The sequence below is a fragment of the Vibrio gallaecicus genome, assembly GCF_024347495.1.
Classification (GTDB): Bacteria; Pseudomonadota; Gammaproteobacteria; order Enterobacterales; family Vibrionaceae; genus Vibrio; species Vibrio gallaecicus.
The window spans coordinates 1926096-1947628 of record NZ_AP025490.1; the positions used below are offsets into that span (position 1 = coordinate 1926096).

The window sequence follows — 21533 nt, forward strand, 5'->3', positions numbered from 1 at the left end:
ATCTTAGAAACAGATAGAATAGCTGCGGTGAATCATTCACACTTAGCCGCCCACCCTGTTCACTAAAAAATGGAAAGGTTTATGAACAAATTAGTTAGCACGTTAAGTATTTTAGCAACTGCCTATGCATCAGGAACATTTGCGGAGTCATCAACAAATGATCATTGGACTCAGATAAAACAACAAGCTGAAGGTCAAACCGTCTATTTCCACGCATGGGGCGGAAGCCAAGAAATTAACCGCTACTTACAATGGGCTGGTAAGGAATTACAAAGTCAGTATGGTGTAACGCTGAAGCATGTAAAAGTAACGGACATTGCTGAAACAACGACACGTCTTGTTGCTGAAAAAGCGGCAAACAAAAACACTGGCGGCAGTGTCGATATGGTTTGGATAAACGGCGAAAACTTCAAGTCGATGAAAGACAATGAGTTGTTATTTGGTCCTTTTACTCAAAATTTACCAAGCTGGGAATTTGTTGATAAAACGCTGCCGATTGATGTAGATTTCTCTGAACCAACAGAAGGTTTAGAAGCACCATGGGGCGTGGGCCAGTTAGTGTTTATCCATGACTCTGAATCATTGTATAACCCACCAAAGTCTTTCTCTGAAATGCTTAGCTATGCTCAAGCTTTTCCTAATAAGTTAAGCTACCCACGTCCACCAGAATTTCATGGAACGAGTTTCTTAAAGTCATTACTGATTGAGCTAACTAAGAATGACGCCACTTTACAGAAACCCGTTAACGCCGATGACTTTCAAACATTAACTGCTCCACTTTGGCAGTATTTAGATAAATTCCATAAAGTCGCTTGGCGTGGTGGTAAGCAGTTCCCAGCAGGTACTTCAGAAACGATTCAGTTACTTGATGACGGTCAGATTGATCTCGCAATCTCATTCAACCCAAATGCAGTCTACTCTGCTCAAGCAAGCGGTAAGTTAGCGGACACCACTAAAGCATATGCCTTAGAAAGCGGTGCATTATCTAACATTCATTTCCTGGCAATTCCGTGGAATAGTAATGCAAGTGCCGGAGCTCAAGTTGCTATTAACTTCTTATTAAGCCCCGAAGCTCAGTCGCGTAAAGGTGATTTAAATGTTTGGGGTGATCCTTCTGTTTTAAGTAGCCAATACTTAAGTGGAAGTGCTAAGAATACTCAGCAATTTAAGTCTGTCGGTGAACCTCACCCAAGCTGGCAAGCGGCTCTTGAAAAAGAATGGCTTAAGCGCTACGGAAGCTAAACATAAATGCTACGCGTACTATATTGTGTTGTTATAGCCGTTTGTATTTTACCTACCATTCCAGGTTTACTTGGCGTGGTAGTCTCCTCACTAAGCTATATTCCTCCCATTGGTTTACATACTCCTTCCCTTAATGGTTTTGAGCAAGTATTCCAATGGCAGGGTGTATGGCATTCAATCGGTTTAACGATCAGTTCTGCGCTTATTAGCAGCTACCTCGCTTGCGCACTGACTTTTGCTATTTTGCTCGCAACATGGGGAAGCCCATTCTGGAAGAAGATAGAGCTGACCTTATCCCCATTGCTGGCTATGCCTCATGTGGCTTTTGCTATTGGATTTGCTTTTCTTTTCGCTCCAACAGGTTTAGGTGTAAGAACATTTGAAAGCATTTTTGGAAGTAGTTATATAAGTGACTCCTCAGAGCTCGCTTTACTCATCAAAGATCCCTACTCTGCTGGGCTAATAATAATGCTGGCACTGAAAGAAGTGCCATTTCTGTTATTAATGAGTATTTCTATTCTTCAACAAATTAATGTGGAGAAAATTTCAAAGGTTAGCGCTTCATTAGGCTATAGCAAAGCCCAAACTTGGTGGAAATGCATTCTCCCACAGTGGTTTACCAAGCTTCGTTTTCCTATGCTTGCAGTCATCGCTTACAGCCTTTCAGTTGTGGACATCGCTTTAATTATTGGTCCGACAAACCCTCCTACCTTTGCAGTTTTAGTTTGGCAATGGTTTAGCGACCCTGATTTAAACCTACTTCCAAGAGCGGCAGCTGGTGCAATTGTACTATTCGGTATTGCTTCATTGATGATTGCTTTAGCACGTTTCATTGAATGGATGATTTTGAAAGTAAATCGAGGTTGGCAGTTTTCTGGAAGATCCGGAATTCGCTTACCCGGAAGAACCATTTTTAGTGGTATTGCCTTTCTCTCGATCCTAATGATTCCATTAATGTTCATTTGGAGTATTGCTCAGCGCTGGAGATTTCCAGACCTAGCCCCTAGCCGCTACACGTTACGTTTTTGGGAATATGAGTGGGATGGGATTATCGGCACTGTTAGTCAAAGTTTATGGATAGCTTTAATCGCCTCTTCGATTGCTTTGTTTCTTGCTTTAGTCGCTCATGAGTATCGCATTAAGTACAAATGGCAATTTCCTGGCTACATCATTGCTATTCCTATGCTAGTACCGCAGCTCTCTATTTTGTTTGGTTTACAAGTATCTACTTTATACCTCAATAGCAATGCTTATTCGCTATGGGTTATTTGGTCGCATATATTCTTCGCATTCCCGTTTGTCTACCTTTCTCTTGATGGACCATGGAGAAGCTTTGATAACCGTATTATCACAGCTTCTTTAAGTTTGGGTAAATCACCGCTTTATAGTTGGATTAAAATAAAAGCGCCGATTCTTCTCCCCGCTATCGTATTTGCTTGGGCAGTTGGAATAAGCGTGAGCTTAGCGCAATACTTACCAACCCTAATGTTAGGTGCTGGGAGAATTAGTACTATCACAACAGAAGCTGTAGCTTTATCGAGTGGCTTTGACCGTCGAGTTACTGCTATTTATGCGATATTGCAAGCTCTACTGCCTTTACTATTCTTCTCGTTCGCAATTTTAGTTAGCCGACTTCAGGTTAAATATCGCCGTCTTTCAATTAAAGGTTTATTACCCCATGAGTCTCTGTCTCGAAGACCTCACCATCCATAAGTCTGATGGTTCACAATTATTTGAGCCTTTAAATTACACCTTAGGTTCAGGTGAAATACTGGCCATAATGGGGCCTAGTGGCTGTGGAAAATCGACGCTACTTGATGTGATCGCTGGTCACTTATCTACTGAGTTTAATTATCGTGGTTCAGTCTATTTAAATGACAATCGTATTGACCAAACTCCCGCTCACCTTCGTGAAGTAGGAATCTTGTTTCAAGACGACCTTTTATTCCCACACATGATGGTTTGGGAAAACCTCGCTTTTGCACTGCCTAATTCGATCAAAGGAAGCAACCGAAAAGCACAAGCGATGGCTGCTCTTAAAAATATCGAGTTATCTATGCTTGCTGAGTCATTCCCAGACCAGCTTTCTGGAGGACAACGAGCGCGTATTAGTTTAACTCGTATGTTATTGGCCAAGCCCAAAGTAGCCTTGCTTGATGAGCCATTTAGCAAGCTCGATAAAGCACTAAGAGGGCAATTTAAAGATTGGGTTTTCGAACAACTCAAGCAAGCCGACATACCAGCTTTAATAGTCACCCATGATGATGAAGACATTCCGAAAAATGCCAAAGTACTAAAATGGCCATGGAGCAAACAATATGCTTGATAAATATTCTGTCCAAGTCATTAAATGGCCGTTAAACCAAGCTGCCGCGACTCTCAATAAAGTCGGTGTCACAGCTAACCAAACTACTTTGTTTGGTTTTATTATTGGATGTTTAGCTTTTCCTGCTTTAATCAATCAAGAATATGATTTAGCGCTGTTATTCGTTGTTTTAAATCGAATATGTGATGGATTAGACGGGGCACTTGCGAGGATCCAAGGCATTACAGACGCTGGTGGCTTTTTAGATATCAGTTTAGATTTCTTGTTTTATTCCCTGATACCTTTCGGTTTCGTGCTGGCAAACCCTGAACAAAATGCGGTGGCAGGTGCATTCTTGATTTTTGCTTTCATCGGCACTGGTAGCAGCTTTCTTGCTTTCGCTGTTATGGCAGGAAAATTGGGGATTGAGAACCCGGAATATAAGCATAAATCGTTGTATTACATGTCTGGTCTAACTGAAGGAACAGAAACCATTGCTTCCTTCATCGCCTTTTGTATCTGGCCACAGCATTTTGCGATTATTGCCTATGTGTTTGGTGCGGCATGTTGGATAACCACTTTCATGAGAATCTTCTTCGGATTTAAAACTTTGCAGAATCAATAAAAAATGCCGCAAATAATGCGGCATGTTTAAAATTGAAAAGCTATGTGGTTATGTACTTAGACCGACAGCTTGAATCTAAGCACTTTCAAGCTTGAATCTAAATCGACGTCAATGAATTCTGGTGGATTTTCTAATCGCTCTTGATAAATAACTGTCGGCGCTTCTTCTGCCATCGTCTCGACTAAGAAATCAGGCGATACTGCCGGTGAATTTACACACGCAATCACTTCGCCACCTTCAGTTAACAACTCAGGTAAACGGCGAAGGATCTTTTTGTAATCTTTAGTGAGAGCAAAGCTACCTTTCTGAAATGATGGCGGATCAATAATCACCAATTCATAAGGTCCACCTTTCTTGATTTTGCCCCAAGACTTAAAGATATCGTAACCTAAAAAGCTCACTGAACGCATGTCATGTTCATTTAGTCGATGGTTTTCACGACCTTTATTCAATGAGCCACGTGACATATCAACATTCATGACTTTGTTCGCACCACCAGCAATGGCAGCAACAGAAAAACCACAGGTATAAGCAAATAGGTTAAGTACATTCTTTTCTTTTGCGTTGTCTTGAACCCACTGTCGCCCATATCGCATATCTAAGAACAAACCAAAGTTCTGGTTACGTCCGATATCTAGCTGGTACTGTAAACCATGTTCAACAACAACAGGAGAAGCATCCAATTCTCCCCATAACACTTCAGACGGTGCACCATCTGAGTAACGGTGTTGCAGCATAATACAACGACCACTTTTGTCTTGCCAAAGCGGCGTTTCAGTTAATTCAATCAGCCCTTCTTTAAGACTTTTCATAAAGCCTTCATCTACTTCTTTGAATAAATTAACTAACAGTTGCCCGTCTACCCAGTCACACGTTAACTGATCTAATTCAGGCCAAAATTTACCTCGACCATGGAAGACTCGGCGTAATTCATTAGGAACATCATTAAGTTGCTGTTCTATATGTTTAAAAAACACTGGTAATGCGGATGCTTGCATTATATTACTCACTTAATATTTAACTTAGGCCAATCTAGTAACCATGGCTTAAGCCAAGAATCTAAATTGGTTTTTATAGGGTCTACATGCCATTTCATTCCGAGAACGTCATTCTCTCTAGGGTCACACACGAGATCATAGCTTTGATTCTGATAAGTAAATCGAATAGCAAACGCATGTAAGTAACCTCTATCAGACTGGCTAGAAGGGTTATAAATTGAATCCCCAATAATGGCAGAGCCAATTGACTTCATTGCAACACGAATTTGATGCGTTTTACCTGTGTACGGCTTACACAAAAATAGCCTTTCACCAGGCTCAGCAGACGCAGATAAAAACTGTGTAACAGCGGGGTTATTTTTACTATTCAATAGCTTCCAGCTAGAGCGTCTTGAGCGTTCCATATCTCCAGAAATTAAGCCTTGTTTCTTTTTAGGCTTCTTGGAACCAATAGCCAAATAATACTTTTCAACGTCTCGATTAGCAAAACTTTGGGAAAGTTCGCTAGCTGCTTTTGAGTTTCGCGCTAGCAACAAAATGCCAGAAGTCATTTTATCTAATCGATGCACCAAAAATAACTGTTTATCGCCACTCTCTTTAGCCACTTCATGCAGGAGCATAGTGTCGCCATCATCTTTGTGGACAGATACATTGGGGTGTTTATTTATGACGAGAAAGTCTTGATGAGTGAATAGGATATTGAACATTTAAGGCTCCATTGTAGAGCGAGGAGTATACCTATTCTAATTTGAGATACCAGTAATGAGCGGGGCTAAATAAACAAGTATGATTTGAAAATTAGCCCCTTATTTACTGATTATTGGCTAATAATAAATAACGAAAAAGCGAGAGTTCGCTTTTTCGCTGCCCAACCAATATCACTTCAGTGTTGTTACTTAAGTTTAAACTTACTGATCAACGCTTCCAGTTCAGAAACTCGACCATTTAGCCCATGAGTACTGTTTGAACTCTGGTTTGCAAGACTTAGAGATTGCTCAGAGATATCACTGATTGCAGTAATATCCGCAGCAATTTCCTTTGTTACTGCAGTTTGTTCTTCAGCTGCTGTCGCAATAGAGTTAACCATACTTTGTACGTTGCCAGCGCCGGTAACAATAGCCTCTAACGCCACAACCGCTCCAGAACTTTGCTCAACACCGATTTCCACTAGGCGGCAATTGTCTTGAGTATAAGTCACCGCTTCTTGTGTACCAGATTGAATCGCTTGAATAATACCTGACACTTCTTGAGTAGCTTTTGTTGTTCTTTCAGCTAAAGCTCTCACTTCATCAGCAACCACTGCGAAACCACGTCCAAATTCACCTGCACGAGCCGCTTCAATCGCTGCATTTAGAGCAAGTAGGTTTGTTTGCTCGGCTATATCTTCAATCACTTTAATAACACTACCGATTTGCTCACCATGCGAACCGAGTGTGTTCATTTGAGTCGACATGTCACTCATCTGATTAGAAACTTGCTGGATGCTTGCAACCATTTCTACAATGACTTTACGACCATCTTCTGCAGAGGTTTCTGAGCGTCGTGCTTCTTCATAAGTTGAAGTTCCTTGCTGCGCTACTTCTGATATAGTCAAGCTCAACTCTTCAGCAGCTGTTGCAATAAGGTTAGCTTTATCAGCTTGAGCAGTCGCACCGCTTACAATGTCTTGGCTAATTGACGAAAGTTCACCAGTCGCCGTTTGCACTTCTTTCGTAACTGTTGAAATAGAACCAATTAGACCCACCAGTGAATTCTGCATTTGGTTCACAGATTGAGCCAGATTCGCTAATTCATCACCTGATTCATCCACAATCGCTTCAGCCGTTAAATCTCCTTCAGCAACTCGTCTTGCTACGCTTTCAAGCTTAGTTAAGCGGTTAGTAATTGAACTAGATAAGATATAAGCAATTGCACAACCAAAAACAATCGCAATCGCTGATAAAATCAGGATCGTTCGTTCCATGGTATTAAAGGAGTCATTTAGAGACAGTAGCGAATTATTTGCAGCAGCGCGCTCTAATTCTGATGCTTCATCTAATAACGCCTCAATAGGCATTAAATATTGAGTATACAAAGTTCGTAGTTGATTTATGTTTGACAACAGTTTGTCTTCACTAATATTCGAAATCAGCTTTGACTCAAACTCTTGCGTAAAACGTTGCATCAAATCTTCAATTTTTTCAATTCGACGATAATCTGAAGATCCTTGGTTTTCTAGTTGCTTAGCTTGTCGAATAGCGTCGGCAAACTCACCTTTATTCGCACGGTAATCATCAAGTGAACCACTAACAAGAGTAACGCCCCCCATAGCATCACGGTATACGTCACCTGCTTCATCAATGAGGATAAGATATGTCACTACCTCAGGCACATCATCAGTCCTGATTTCATCAGCAATATTGTGAGACTTACTGACTTCCATCCAAACAATAGCCACTAAGATAACTAAAACCGCAAGTATTGCTCCAAAACCTGCATACAACTTTTTTCTTACTGATAATTTCACACAGCACCTTCCTAGAATAATGGTAGCAGTTACAGTGTACTACCTCATATAACTTATCGACACTTTATGTATTTCCTTTAATCATATTTATAGTCAATATTTAAAATAAATGATGGTTTTCTTTAATAAAGGTTAAATTTTCTTATACGCATAAAAAAACGAGAATCTCGATAGAGATTCTCGTTTAAGTTCATGGCTTTTAAACCGTAGTTAAACTCAATAAGAGAGTTCTAATTAGAACTTCTTAGAAATAACTGCAGAGCCAGCAATGATACCTAAGCCCAGAAGCATGATTGCTCCTTTACCGCTATCAAAGCCTGAAGATACACCCATAAATGCAACGATTGCGATTGCTACAGGAATTACGTATTTCACAAGGTTGTACCAAAGACCAAATAGTGGGAAAGATACTTCACCATCGTTAGTGATTTCTTTCTCAAGGTCTGCACGGTTTAGTCTCCAACCAGCGAAGATACATACCAACATACCGCCAACTGCTAGGAAGATTTTATCTGTTAGCAGGTCGAAGATGTCAAATGCACCAGTATCGAACAATGTTGGACCTAAGCCGCCTAGAGATAGAGAAGCAAAGATACATAGAATAGCCATTACAGCACTTGCCGAAAGTACTGCAGTAACACGCTTCATGCCTTTTTCATCGATTAGGTAAGAAACCACTACTTCTAATAGAGACACTGAAGAAGTTAAAGCAGCAACACTTAGACCAATAAAGAACATAAGTGCAAACAGAAGACCAATTACGCCACCCATTTCAGCAAATAACTGAGGTACCACTACGAATACTAGACCTGGACCAGCTGCTGGTTCCATACCGAATGCGAACATTGCTGGGAACATTGCAACACCAGCCAGGATAGCAACACCTGTATCCATTGCGGTAACCATTGCAGTTGTCTGAACTAGGTTCTCTTTTTTCTTAAGGTAAGAACCGTATGTCATCATACAACCCATACCAAGGCTTAGAGAGAAGAACGCTTGACCTAGAGCTGCAAGAATTACATTGCTATCTACTTTAGAAAAGTCAGGGCTGAACAGGAACTCTAAGCCAGCCATTGAACCTGGAAGCATTAAACCTTTGATAGATACAACGATGAGGATGATGAACAGTAAAGGCATTAATACCTTACCTGCTTTCTCAATACCGCCAGAAATACCCTTCATTACGATAATAATGTTTAGTAGTAAGTATGCGCCCATCCACATTAGTGGTTGGATAGGATCAGAGATGAAACCACCAAAGCTGTCACCGATTGCTTCAGGTGTATCAAGAAGACCACCAGCAATTTTACCGATATAAGCGATAGACCAGCCACCTACTACAGGGTAGAAACCCATAATAAGTAGGCCACTGACTACGCCAATCACACCAGCGAATGTCCAGCGGCGATCTGTCGATTTAAAAGCGCCAACCGCAGATTTTTGTGTATGACGGCCAATAGCAAATTCAGTCAGCATAACGCTGAAACCAATAAAGATTACAAAAAACAGGTAAATTGCAACGAATGCACCGCCGCCACTTTCGCCTGCAGTGTAAGGGAACTTCCAAATGTTACCTAGACCAACAGCAGAACCTGCTGCGGCCATTACGAAGCCAAGTTTTGAGCCCCATGTGTCACGGGAATTTGTAGATGGGTTAGTAGCCACGCTCTCTCCAGATATATTTTATGTTGTGTTTGCTTGAGTTTGGCGTCTTAAAAGATGAAGTGTAAATATTTAAGTACACTTTATAAAAGTATGATTGACGCTCGTTGTGTAGCAAGTAAAACAGTTTCAGATTAAAATTGGAAGCCCGCACCGTATAAATTCCCACCTAGATGTTAATTTATATGTTTAAATGCCGACTTTTCGTACAAACCAATCGTTTTCGTCTTAGTTTAACTAAAACTTAACAACTTTCCTCTATTTACAGCCTTTACTCTAACTTGTAAACAGTTTGTTGCTTTTTATAAATTCGTTACAACTAAAATTCCAATAGCTTTAAAATACTATTACTATCTAAGTGTCTCTTTTTTCGAGTATTTGCATGTGGATAAGGTTTATCATTTTCTAACTATCGCTTCACTGGTGCTGTATTGGATTCTCGTTGCAGGTGTCACGCTTCGAGTTGTTCTTAAAAGACGAGCTGTCAGTGTGTCTCTCGCGTGGTTGATGGTCATTTACATCGTCCCAATCGTTGGCGTTGCCTGCTATTTTTTGTTCGGAGAGCTCAACTTAGGTAGAAAACGAGCAGAACGAGCAAAACAAATGTTTACCCCTTTTGGAGATTGGTTCAGACAGCTGAATCACTGCCAAGCACATTTACCTGCTCAAGTCGGCTCACCTATCCATAAAATTGATGAGCTTTGCAATAATCGAATGGGTATTCCTGCTTTAAGTGGTAATACACTTTCCCTACAAGCATCCCCCGATGAAATACTCCGCTCCATAATCAAAGACATAGAAAGTGCACAAACCAGCATCAAAATGGTCTTTTATATCTGGCATCCTGGAGGTTTAGCTGACTCTGTCGCCTCTGCTTTAATCCAAGCATCCAAACGAGGTGTGGAAGTTAAGGTGTTACTTGATTCCGCTGGAAGCCCTAGATTTTTTAGGAGTCACTGGAATTCAATGATGAAAGATGCCGGTATTCATGTAGTACAAGCATTAGAAGTAAGCCCTTGGCGTATCTTTTTGAGAAGGTTAGATCTTAGGCAGCACAGGAAGATCATTGTGATCGACGAATCCATTGCGTATACCGGTTCTATGAATATGGTAGACCCCGCTCATTTCAAACAATGTGCAGGCGTTGGGCAATGGGTAGACATAATGGTGCGAGTAACAGGACCAACGGTGAATGTACTATCAGCCATTCATGGCTGGGATTGGGAAGTAGAGACGGGTGACCGTATTCTTCCTCAACTTCCCGAATGCCAAATTGACGACTCAGAGGCTCAACACCCTGTTCAAGTTGTACCTTCCGGCCCCGGCATGCCTGAACATATGATATTGCAGGTATTGAGTATCGCGATCAATCAATCCAACAAATCGGTACGCATTACCACACCCTACTTTGTTCCTAGCGCAGACTTACTTGAAATCTTGAAGATGACAGCCCAGCGAGGAGTCAATGTTGAACTTATCATTCCTCATATTAATGACTCTATAATGGTTAAATGGGCATCCAAAGCTTTCTATACTGAATTATTAGAAGCTGGAGTGAAAATCTATGAATTTCATGGCGGGTTACTTCATACAAAATCGGTAGTCATTGATGAAGAGTTTTGTTTAGTAGGGACTGTCAATATTGATATGCGTAGCTTGTGGCTGAATTTTGAAGTAACGCTAGCAGTTGATGACGTTAAGTTCACTACTGAACTGTCTCAACTTCAACAATCATATATAGATAATTCGTATTGCGTGGATTTGGAAAATTGGAATAAACGAGGTTTACCCGCACGATTTTTTGAAAGGCTATTCTACCTTTTTAACCCGCTACTCTAGCTATTTAACCCGCCACTCTAGCCAGTATCTAAGTTCTTACACTTGACTCTAAGAGCAAAAGAACTAACTACTGCTATTAGTCGATTGAAGGACGAAAGCTTCTAAACCTCCCTTCAATCGTCCAATTGTTTCTTATCTCTTATCTTTTATCTTTTATCTTTTATCTTTTATCTTTTATCTTTTATCTTTTATCTTCATTCATAATCACAACTAGCACTGGCTGCCACCTTTAAACCATCGTTTTTGGTGTGTTGGACTGAAATTTTGTTCTAAATAGGAAAAAGTCATTATTAGCTATTGCATTCACGCCTCCCTACATGCTTTAAATAGACCATAACTGATTGATAAGGAATTCATAGCATGTCTGAAAGTAAGACAACCAAACTCATAACTGCTGGTCGCGATAAAAAATGGACAAATGGTGTGGTTAACCCACCGGTTCAACGTGCTTCAACAGTTGTGTTTAATACAGTCGAAGAAAAGCATAAAGCAACCGTCAACCGTGCTAACAAAACTCTTTTCTACGGTCGTCGTGGTACGAATACTCATTTTGCTTTTCAAGATGCAATGGTTGAAGTCGAAGGTGGTGCTGGCTGTGCACTTTACCCATGTGGTACCGCTGCCATCTCAAATACTATTTTGTCTTTTGTGAAAACAGGTGATCACCTTTTGATGGTTGATACTTGCTATGAACCTACACGTGATTTCTGCGATACCATGCTGAAGAAAATGGGGGTCGAAACGACTTACTACGCCCCAACTATTGGAGAAGGTATTCGTGACCTTATTCAAGAAAACACCACGGTTTTGTTCACGGAATCTCCTGGTTCTGTAACCATGGAAGTCCAAGATATCCCTACTTTGTCACGCATTGCTCATGAAACTGATATTGTCGTTATGCTTGATAATACTTGGGCTGCTGGCGTGAACTTCTCTCCTTTTGAGTTCGGTGTTGATATCTCTATTCAAGCGGCGACCAAATACATCGTCGGTCACTCTGATGTCATGCTAGGTACAGCCGTTGCTAATGAAAAATGTTGGGAACAGCTACGCGAGCAAAGTTACCTAATGGGACAATGTGTATCTCCTGATGATGCTTACCTTGGTTTAAGAGGCATTCGCACTCTTGATGTAAGATTACGTCAACATGCAGAAAGCAGCCTTAAAGTAGCAAAGTGGCTGCAAAGTAGACCTGAAGTCGACCATGTTCGTCACCCTGCTCTTGAAACTTGCCCTGGGCACCAGTTTTTTAATCGTGACTTTACTGGTGGTAACGGTCTGTTTTCTTTTGTACTAAAGTCTTCTTACCCAAGAGCGACAACGGCACTACTAGATGGTATGAAACACTTCAGTATGGGTTATTCATGGGGAGGGTTTGAAAGCCTAATCCTAGCTAATGAACCAAAAAGCTTTGATAGCTTGAGAACCGTGGCACATCCGCAATTTGAAGGCACTTTGATACGTGTTCATATTGGTCTAGAAGATGTTAATGACCTAATCGCTGATCTAGAACGCGGCTTAGAAAGACATAATGCGCTAGTACTGGAACGCGAATCAAATGCTAGCTAGTTTTTTGAAAGACTGAGCTCTAGCGAAATAAGTTTTTGAGATTGGATTATAAGAAAAGCCGCAGTTAACAAATCTGCGGCTTTCTTTATAGCTTTATAGCTTAGCAAAGTACGAACTTTATCTTTTGGGGCAATTCACCATATGATCATTCACCATGCCCATTGCTTGCATGAATGCATAACATATGGTTTCTCCTACAAACTTGAAACCGCGCTTTTTCAGGAACTTACTCATTTGTTTTGACTCTTCGGTAGAAGTTGGAACATCACTCATATCTTCCCAGTGATTAACCATTGGCTTTCCGTCTACAAACTGCCACAAAGCATTGGATAACGAACCGAACTCTTTCTGTAGCTCAATAGCAGCACGAGCATTATTGTAAACTGATGCAATTTTCCCTTTATGCTTAACAACATCAAAGCTTTCGATAATACGCGGTACTTCCTCTTCATTTAAATCTGCTAACTTTAGTAAATCATAATTTTCAAATGCAGCTCTATAACCTTCACGCTTTTTCAAAATAGTGATCCAACTAAGACCCGCTTGAGCACCTTCAAGGGTTATGAATTCAAATAGCACGTAATCATCATAAACAGGGATACCCCATTCTTTATCGTGGTATTCACGCTCTAATTCATGCTTCAAAGCCCAAGCACATGTTTGATGTCCACTTTCCTGTTCAGTGTTAAATTCTTCGTTTAATAAGCTCATACAATATCCATAAAAATGCCCCTAATTCGGGGCATTCAGTTATCTATTTATGCAACTTTAATATTGTGGAATATTCGGTACAAAACCGGCACAACAATTAACGTTAACACTGTTGCAAAACCAAGACCGAACATGATGGTTACAGCCATAGGTTTAAAGAAAATATCAGGTAGTAGCGGGATCATACCTAAAATTGTTGTAATTGCTGCCATACAAACTGGGCGAACACGGCTCAGGGCTGCATCAACAACGGCAATATAAGGGTCTTTACCAGATTTCATCTCAATTTCAATTTGATCCAGTAACACAATCCCGTTCTTGAGCAACATACCCGACAAACTTAGGAACCCAAGCAGTGCCATAAAGCCAAATGGTGTATCTAAGGCTAACAACCCTGTAGTTACCCCTATTACTGCTAATGGCACCGTTAGCCAGACAATCAAAGGCTCTTTGACGGAGTTAAATAGGAAGACTGTAATCAAGAACATGAATAAGTAGCCAAGTGGCATTGTCGTAAACAAAGATGCTTGCGCGTCACGAGATGATTCATACTCCCCGCCCCACTCTAATGAGTAGCCAGAAGGCATTTCAATTGCTTCAATTTGTGGCTGTAAGCGTTTTTGAAGCGTTGATGCAGTTTCTTCTCCCAACAAGTCAGGGTCTGCCATTACCGTCAGCATACGCTTTCTGTTCTTACGAACAATCAACGGGTCTTCCCAAATTAGCTCGTAGCCTAAAGTCACTTGCTGCAATGGAATGTATTCACTTAATGCCGGGCTCCAAATTTTCATACCTTCGATGTTACGAATATCAACTCGCTCATCTTCAGGTAGACGAGCCACAATTGGCATCAATGTTGTGCCATCACGGTATACACCTACAGATTTTCCAGAGAATGACATCGCAAGAAACTCATCGACATCTGATTTACTGATACCATAACGACGCGCTTGGCTTTCATTAAATTGAGGTTCCAAAACTTTGGTTCTTTCACGCCAGTCATGACGTACATTATATGCACCAGCATCGGCGTACATAATATCCATAACTTGTGATGCTAGTGAACGTAATACAGTTGGATCAGAACCTACGATTCTTGCTTCAATTTTTGCACCACCGCCTGGACCTAACTCTATCTTCTTAAGTTTGTAGTTAATTTCAGGGAACTGCGCATTAACGTGTTCACGAAAGCGAATCATTAACTGATCAAGTACTTCGTAATCTTTCACTCGAACCGTAATTTCGCCATAACCTGCATAACTTTTTTCAGGAGCGTAAGTAAGCATAAAACGCTGCAAACCTTTACCCGCAGTTGTAGTGATATGGTCTACTTCGTCTTGTTCTGATAACCAACCTTCTAGCACTTTAAGCTTAGTATTAGTCGCTCGAATGTCTGTACCTTCAGGCATCCAAACATCAACTTGGAACATTGGAGTAGTAGAAGATGGGAAGAACGCTTGCTTAACAAACATAAAACCATACAAGCTCACAGCTAAGCCGACAATTAATACAATTACGGTTAACCAAGCTCGTTTCATACAAAATTCTAGGAAGTTTTTGTACACGACAAAAACCATTCCTTTGTATGGATCATTGTCTTCACCGCCACCATCAACTTTTTGTCCCTTAAAGAACATATTGGCAAAGAATGGCGTGATTGAAATAGCGGTGAACCAGCTAAGCATCAACGAGATGAGCAATACCGTAAATAGTGTTCCACAATACTCACCGGTCGCATCTTGAGACAGACCAATTGGAGCAAAAGCCGTTACCGCAATGACAGTCGCACCCAGTAGTGGCCATTTAGTTTGCGTCACAATATCAGTCGCCGCTTGTAAACGTGTCCTGCCTTTTTGTGTTCCTATTAGTATCCCTTCGACCACCACTATGGCGTTATCCACCAGCATACCTAACGCAATAACCAGCGCCCCTAACGAGATTCGTTGAAGGTCGATTTTGAAGTATTGCATGAATATAAAGGTGCCAAAAACGGTCAGTAGAAGTATCAATCCGATCAATAGACCAGAACGAAGCCCCATGAAGAACAATAGTACAATAATTACGATTGCAACCGCTTGACCAAGACTGACAACAAAGCCACTTACAGATTTGTCTACTTCTTTCGGTTGATTATAAACTTCAGCAATATCGATACCGATTGGCTGTTGGAACTTAAGCTCTGCTAAGCGTCGGTCAAACATTTCACCAACCGCTACAACGTTAACGCCTTGTGCAAAGGACACACCAAGGTTTAGAGCCAACTTTCCGTTATAGCCGATAATATTACTTGGTACTTCAACATAACCTCTCGTGACTTCAGCAACATCTTTTAGATAAATAAGACCTTGCGCGCCACCTTCCGTCAGGATCAAATCACCTAACTGTTCAACATTTTTAAACTCACCAGTAGGGTGGATCCGAATAAACTCATCACCGATTCTCACCGCGCCAGCATCAGATACAACATTTTGAGTCGATAATAAATTGAATACTGTTGAGGGTGATAAGCCCAACGAACTGATGCGTTTCATCGATATTTCAATGAACACCTGCTCTTGCTGTTGACCAGAAACAGAAACTTTACTGACGCCATCAACTAATTCAAGTTCACGCCTTAGGTAGTCAATATAATCAAGTAACTCTTTATAGCTGTAACCTTCACCTGTAACCGCTAACAAAATCCCGTATACATCACCAAAGTCATCGATGACCTGAGGCGTATTTACCCCCGGAGGCAGTTGCCCATCCAAATCATTAACTTTACGACGCAGTTCATCCCAAATTTGGGGCAAATCATCAGGGCCATAGTTGTTTTTCATTGTCACCGTTATTTGGGACAAGCCACGGCTGGAAATAGAGTTCACTTCATCAACATACGTTAATTGCTGAATCGCTTTCTCTAATGGATAAGTCACCTCTTCTTCAACTTGCTGAGGCGTAGCACCAGGATAAGAAGTGACTACCATGGCATCTTTTATGGTAAAGGCAGGGTCTTCTAAACGTCCCAGTCCGAAAAATGCTGAAACACCACCAATTAAAAAGATCAGTGCGAGCATCCAACTAATAACTTTGTTACGGATGAAATAGGCCGCAACACCAGTAATTTCATCGTCTGTTTGAGGCTTATTATTAATATCACTCATTACCCGTCTCCTGAGACAATACTTCCACTGTCATTCCGTCTCTTAACCTTGATAACCCAGCAGTTACGATGGTTTGTCCTAACTCTAATCCACTGATAACTTGCAGCGTCTTTTGATTCGCTTTCCCTATTTCAACTTGTTGCTTGGAAACGGTACTATCTTGATTAACAACCCATACATACGATTGCTTTCTATCTAATGTATCGCCATCTGCATTGAAAATAGCTTCAATTGGAATAAGAACACCAAGATTGAGTTTTAGCCCCATGTTACGACCACTCGAAGTCACTTCTACTGCCATACCATCAAGAATATATTCAGTTTCAGGCATTGGAAGTGACAAAGTAACGGTGAAAGTTCCTGTCGTTGGATCTGGCTCTGTAGTGAACTCTTTAATAGACGCTTTATATTCATTGCCACTTGGCACACGAACTAAAGCATCTACTTTTGCTGTGCTCGCTTGGCTAGGTTGGTTAACATAAATTTGATCAGGTAATTGGATGACGACTTCCACATCTTCTACGCTGTGAATATTCACAATTTGCTGACCGACTTGTATATTTTCAAACTGATCAACACTGACACGAGAAATAATCCCATCAACAGGAGCTCGAAGCTTAGTGAATGATAAACGCAGTTTTGCCAGTTCTAGCTCTGAAAAAGCAATTTGTCGCTGAGCCGCTATCTCATCAAATTGAGATTTAGCTAATAGACCTTTTTTCACAAGTGGGCTTGAACGTTTATATTGGCTATCAATTACGGTAAATCTAGCGCGAGCGTTATCAACATCTAGCTTATAATCCGTAGGATCAAGCTCAGCAAGAATGTCACCTTGGTTAACTCTTGCCCCTTCTTTGATCGTAAGTTTGTTAATTTCACCAGACACACGGAAACTAAGGTGTGACTTTTCAGCCGCATTCGCCACCGCAGGGAAATACAATTTGTCATGCTTATCTGACTTTTGGATCTCTATTGCTTTCACTTTTGGTGTGGCAACCACTGATTCCGTTCTGCTATCACTACATGCACTCAAGAAAGCTAGGCTGGATAAACACGCTATCGTTTTAAAATGCTTCATACTATAGCCCCCTTTCCTTAACCCACTCGCGAACTTTAATACCCGCTTCTATACCATTAACACCAGAAGTGACGATTCTATCGCCATCATTCAAACCGGATAAAATATGGTGCTGTTCGTCTAAATTCACATTTGCTTTTTCAACAATACCTTCACTGTCTACTCGCCAAACGGACGTTTTTCCATTTTCATTAACAATTGCTGTTTTAGGGATACGAGTTGCCGACTGCTTCTCCGCAACGACAGTCACATTTCCAGACATACCCGGTAAAATCCCCACATCAGTTGGGCGTTCCATCACCATAGTAACTTTATAAGAGCCAGTTTTTGGATCCGCTTCGGTATCCACTTCTTGGAAAGTAAGCGGGTAACTGTTCTGTGGAAAAGCATCAAATACCATTGTTGCTGTTGTTTCAACACCTGTCGAAAAGCGATTTAAGAGTTGGTCAGGTAGAAGAAAAACTACTTTTAGGATCTGATTCGTTTGAATATTCATGACACCTTTCTTGGCGCTGATGTACTCGTGATTTTCGGCCGGAATTAAAGATACGGTGCCGTCATAAGGCGCGACAAGACGCGTATAACGCAAGTTAGCTTTAGCTTGTTCAAGAACAGCTCGCGCTGAGTTATGGTTCGCTTTAGCTTGGTCAAAATCTTGTTCTGAGACAACACGATCTTTACGGAGTTTTTTAGAACGCTGATATTGAACATCAGCCAATTTGAAATTTGCACGCGCTTGTTTTTCAAGCAGCTGATACTCATCAGGATTTAATGCAGCTAAAACATCGCCCTTCGACACAGCTTGACCCGCTGTTACGTCAATACTTTCTAGCAAACCAGGGACACGAAAAGCTAACACTGCTTTATCACCGGCTTCTGTTGTCGCGGGGAAGTCTCGTTCAAAATTGTTGTTACCAACGGAGACAGTGAATATTTTAGCGGGGCGAGATTCAGGTTCGGGAACCGGGGGAAGCTCCTTACCACACCCAGACAACCCTGTTATGGTCATCAAAAGGACTAGGGAGGCTTTATACATTGGCGATCATCCATATCTAGAAATATTCTATAACATAGATTAATCATTTGAAACTTACCAGTTGATAGGATGATTTAACGCTGAAAATTGTCAAAAAAAATAACGGCTTGGATAATATTCACCCGAACCGTTACTTTGATACCAACCAGCAAACCAGTTACATGTTTTTAAATTCTCGATTCACCTTAAATGCATCAGAAGTAACATAGGCTTCCATGTTTCTTACCGTCTGCTCAAGATGTTCAAAGTCACCTTCTAAAGTCGTGAGCAACGACTCAGCAGACTGACCTTGTTCCCATGGCTTATTTTTCAGTTTGTGTTCTTGTTTCGCCTTGAGTTCATTCACATATTGAGTAGGCTGCTTCTCTAGCATAAATGTCATAGCTACATACGCGAGGATAACTAAAAAGCTCCCACCCAATAAAGCCGCTGATATCACTAAAATCCTAACTAACCACACTTCGAGACCAAAGTAATTAGCCATGCCAGCACAAACACCTGAAAGCTTCCCATTAATCGGGTCTCGATATAAGTCTCTACTCATAATTTCGTCTCCAGCTTGGGGACTCCGCATCTAGAATTTTTTCAAGCGTTTTTACCCTGTCTTGCATCGCTTCTGCGCGCTCAGACAATACATTTAGGCGCTCTAGATCCTCAGTTGATAGACCGTCTCCAGATTTGCGCTTACTGCGATAGTGTAAAAAGAGCCACAGCGGAGCAACAAATATCAAAAATACGGTCAGCGGTCCGGCAATCAGAAATGTTGACATATAAAGCTCCTTAGTTATTTATCGCGGTTTTCAACTTGCTGCTTCAGTTTTTCTAGCTCTTGCTCAATGGCATCTTGTGCTTGTAGTTCTGCAAATTCTTGATCAAGTGATTTTGCATTGCCTGTTTTAGCATACACATCAGCTTCGGCTTCAAGTTCATCAACTTTACGAGAGTATTGTTCAAACTTAGCCATTGCTTCATGTGAACGGCTTGAGTGTAGGTGCTTCTGTACATCTCGTCGGTTAGTTGCCGCTTGGTTACGAATTGCTAACGCTTGTTGTTTGGCGCGTGTTTCTGCAATTTTTGTTTCCAACTTACCGATTTCACCAGTTAATTTTTCGATGGTTTCTTCAACTAACGTTTGCTCTGTGTGTAGACCTTTAATTAAGTCTTCTAACTTTTTCTTTTCAATCAGTGCTGCTCTTGCAAGATCTTCACGATTTCTGGTCAAGGCTAGCGTCGCTTTATTCGCCCATTCAGCAATTTGAGAATCCATACCTTCCACTCTTCGAGCCAATTCTTTTTTGTCGGCAATGGCTTTTGCTGAGTTAGTGCGAACTTCCACTAAGGTATCTTCCATTTCCTGAATAATAAGACGAATCATCTTTTCAGGGTCTTCGGCTTTATCAAGTAAAGCACTAATGTTTGAGTTAACAATGTCTGCGAAACGAGAAAAAATACCCATGGGGTTCTCCTTAAAATAATTGACCGCTGGTTAAAACACTTTAGCTATTGTTAAGCTTAAATCAGTGTTTCATAAACTTGTTTAGCTACTATCTAGTATCAATTCGCGTGCCAAGTTAAAACTTGTTATTTTTCAATAAGATAAACTTACCAACTCTTTTCACACAATCATGATATGATGAAATAAACCATTTTTTGGTTATTTTAACCAAGCAAATTAATAAAAACTACCTTAGTCACTATTAGCACTACCAAGGTTTAATCCCACTTAATTTCCAATTTAAAGGCCACAGTATGCAGCAGAACCTTATTGGTGAGTCACCCACTTTTCTTTCTGTACTCGATAAAGTTTCTCAGCTTGCCCCTATTGAAAGACCAGTACTCATAATAGGTGAAAGAGGAACGGGTAAAGAGTTAATTGCTCAACGTCTACACTACCTGTCAAAACGTTGGGATCAACCTTTAGTCACTTTAAACTGCTCAACTTTAAGTGAGGGATTGATTGACTCGGAACTATTTGGACATGAATCAGGTTCATTCACAGGGTCTAAAGGTCGCCACCAAGGACGTTTTGAAAGAGCAGAAGGCGGCACATTATTTTTAGATGAACTCGCAACCGCACCGTTATCAGTACAAGAGAAGCTACTTAGAGTCATAGAGTATGGTCAATATGAACGAGTTGGCGGACAAAAAATATTAAATGCCAATGTTCGTCTAGTATGTGCAACCAACGCTGACTTACCTCAACTTGCTCAGATAGGTGAATTTCGAGCAGATTTACTCGATAGGCTTGCCTTTGATGTCATTTCCATTCCACCACTTCGTGAACGAAAAGAAGACATACTTTTACTTGCGGAGCATTACGCAATTAGGATGTGCCGCGAACTGCAACTGGATTTATTCATTGGTTTTTCAGATGCAGCTCTACAATCATTACTTGATTACCACTGGCCAGGGAATGTTCGAGAATTAAAAAATGTAGTTGAGCGAGCAATATATCAAAATGGAAAGTCCGATTACCCTATCGACTCATTAGTTTTCGACCCGTTTAAACAAACTTGGGGACAGAAAGATGAAGGTTCAGAACATACGGACAGCCTTTCACAAAACCCTGACAATAATGCCACCAACAGCCATACTTCATTAGGTAATAGCTTTTCATTTCCATTAAATTATAAAGCGTGGCAAGAACAGCAAGATGTTCATCTGCTCACACAAGCATTAGAACAAAGTAAATATAATCAGAAGGATGCTGCCGAATTATTAGGTCTCAGCTACCACCAACTTAGAGGCATGGTAAGAAAATATGCGATTGTTGGGCAAACTGGCGACAAATCGTAGGTATAAATAGATAATCATTTGGA

The 21533-nt window shown here is 40.9% G+C and carries 18 protein-coding genes; 7 read left to right on the plus strand and 11 right to left on the minus strand.

What is annotated here, in order from left to right; all coding sequences use genetic code 11:
• Positions 1–81: 81 nt before the first annotated feature.
• From OCU78_RS08300 to OCU78_RS08315, 4 genes are read left to right on the plus strand one after another with little or no spacing between them, the layout of a single operon-like run.
• On the plus strand, positions 82–1242 hold the full coding sequence (locus OCU78_RS08300; protein WP_137373029.1) for an ABC transporter substrate-binding protein: 1161 nt from the start codon (positions 82–84) through the stop codon (positions 1240–1242).
• A 6-nt stretch (positions 1243–1248) separates the two neighbouring features.
• Entirely contained in the window at positions 1249–2955 is a 1707-nt protein-coding gene (locus OCU78_RS08305) for an ABC transporter permease (RefSeq protein ID WP_137373028.1), read from the plus strand.
• Positions 2921–3568: an ATP-binding cassette domain-containing protein gene (locus OCU78_RS08310; protein ID WP_137373027.1), complete on the plus strand. Its 648-nt coding sequence runs from the start codon at positions 2921–2923 to the stop codon at positions 3566–3568. The genes OCU78_RS08305 and OCU78_RS08310 overlap by 35 nt, the downstream gene beginning before the upstream one ends.
• Complete coding sequence (locus tag OCU78_RS08315; protein ID WP_137373026.1) at positions 3561–4172, plus strand: CDP-alcohol phosphatidyltransferase family protein; 612 nt, start codon at positions 3561–3563, stop codon at positions 4170–4172. Before OCU78_RS08310 ends, OCU78_RS08315 begins: the two co-directional genes overlap by 8 nt.
• A gap of 56 nt (positions 4173–4228) precedes the next feature.
• Here OCU78_RS08315 and OCU78_RS08320 read toward each other — a convergent pair whose 3' ends face one another.
• From OCU78_RS08320 to OCU78_RS08335, 4 genes are all read right to left on the minus strand, one after another.
• Positions 4229–5170 (minus strand): class I SAM-dependent methyltransferase, encoded by a 942-nt coding sequence (locus OCU78_RS08320; RefSeq protein ID WP_137373025.1) that lies wholly within the window; start codon positions 5168–5170, stop codon positions 4229–4231.
• Between the two features lie 8 nt (positions 5171–5178).
• Positions 5179–5877: a TIGR01621 family pseudouridine synthase gene (locus OCU78_RS08325; RefSeq protein ID WP_137373024.1), complete on the minus strand. Its 699-nt coding sequence runs from the start codon at positions 5875–5877 to the stop codon at positions 5179–5181.
• A 185-nt stretch (positions 5878–6062) separates the two neighbouring features.
• Positions 6063–7676: a methyl-accepting chemotaxis protein gene (locus tag OCU78_RS08330; RefSeq protein ID WP_137373023.1), complete on the minus strand. Its 1614-nt coding sequence runs from the start codon at positions 7674–7676 to the stop codon at positions 6063–6065.
• 234 nt (positions 7677–7910) lie between these two features.
• Positions 7911–9281 (minus strand): sodium-dependent transporter, encoded by a 1371-nt coding sequence (locus OCU78_RS08335; protein WP_218941007.1) that lies wholly within the window; start codon positions 9279–9281, stop codon positions 7911–7913.
• Between the two features lie 441 nt (positions 9282–9722).
• On the opposite strand from OCU78_RS08335, the gene cls reads away from it, so the two are divergent.
• Both cls and OCU78_RS08345 read left to right on the plus strand, forming a co-directional pair.
• Entirely contained in the window at positions 9723–11177 is a 1455-nt protein-coding gene (gene cls, locus OCU78_RS08340) for a cardiolipin synthase (protein ID WP_137373021.1), read from the plus strand.
• 360 nt (positions 11178–11537) lie between these two features.
• Positions 11538–12746 (plus strand): cystathionine beta-lyase, encoded by a 1209-nt coding sequence (locus OCU78_RS08345; RefSeq protein WP_137373020.1) that lies wholly within the window; start codon positions 11538–11540, stop codon positions 12744–12746.
• Positions 12747–12863: 117 nt separating this feature from the next.
• Here the strand turns inward: OCU78_RS08345 and OCU78_RS08350 are convergent, their stop codons facing one another.
• The 7 genes from OCU78_RS08350 to pspA form a co-directional block, all read right to left on the minus strand.
• Positions 12864–13457: a DNA-3-methyladenine glycosylase I gene (locus OCU78_RS08350; protein ID WP_137373019.1), complete on the minus strand. Its 594-nt coding sequence runs from the start codon at positions 13455–13457 to the stop codon at positions 12864–12866.
• A 47-nt stretch (positions 13458–13504) separates the two neighbouring features.
• Positions 13505–16600 (minus strand): efflux RND transporter permease subunit, encoded by a 3096-nt coding sequence (locus OCU78_RS08355; RefSeq protein ID WP_137373018.1) that lies wholly within the window; start codon positions 16598–16600, stop codon positions 13505–13507.
• Complete coding sequence (locus OCU78_RS08360; RefSeq protein WP_137373017.1) at positions 16593–17678, minus strand: efflux RND transporter periplasmic adaptor subunit; 1086 nt, start codon at positions 17676–17678, stop codon at positions 16593–16595. The genes OCU78_RS08355 and OCU78_RS08360 overlap by 8 nt, the downstream gene beginning before the upstream one ends.
• A 1-nt stretch (position 17679) precedes the next feature.
• Complete coding sequence (locus tag OCU78_RS08365; protein ID WP_137373016.1) at positions 17680–18714, minus strand: efflux RND transporter periplasmic adaptor subunit; 1035 nt, start codon at positions 18712–18714, stop codon at positions 17680–17682.
• 157 nt (positions 18715–18871) lie between these two features.
• Positions 18872–19258: an envelope stress response membrane protein PspC gene (pspC, locus tag OCU78_RS08370; protein ID WP_137373015.1), complete on the minus strand. Its 387-nt coding sequence runs from the start codon at positions 19256–19258 to the stop codon at positions 18872–18874.
• Positions 19251–19484 (minus strand): envelope stress response membrane protein PspB, encoded by a 234-nt coding sequence (gene pspB, locus OCU78_RS08375; protein WP_137373014.1) that lies wholly within the window; start codon positions 19482–19484, stop codon positions 19251–19253. Before pspB ends, pspC begins: the two co-directional genes overlap by 8 nt.
• A 14-nt stretch (positions 19485–19498) precedes the next feature.
• Positions 19499–20170 carry a phage shock protein PspA gene (gene pspA / locus OCU78_RS08380; RefSeq protein ID WP_137373013.1) on the minus strand — a complete coding sequence of 224 codons (672 nt, stop codon included), beginning with the start codon at positions 20168–20170 and terminating at the stop codon, positions 19499–19501.
• A 293-nt stretch (positions 20171–20463) separates the two neighbouring features.
• Here pspA and pspF point away from each other — a divergent pair, with 293 nt between their 5' ends.
• Entirely contained in the window at positions 20464–21510 is a 1047-nt protein-coding gene (gene pspF / locus OCU78_RS08385; RefSeq protein ID WP_137373012.1) for a phage shock protein operon transcriptional activator, read from the plus strand.
• Positions 21511–21533 lie beyond the last annotated feature (23 nt).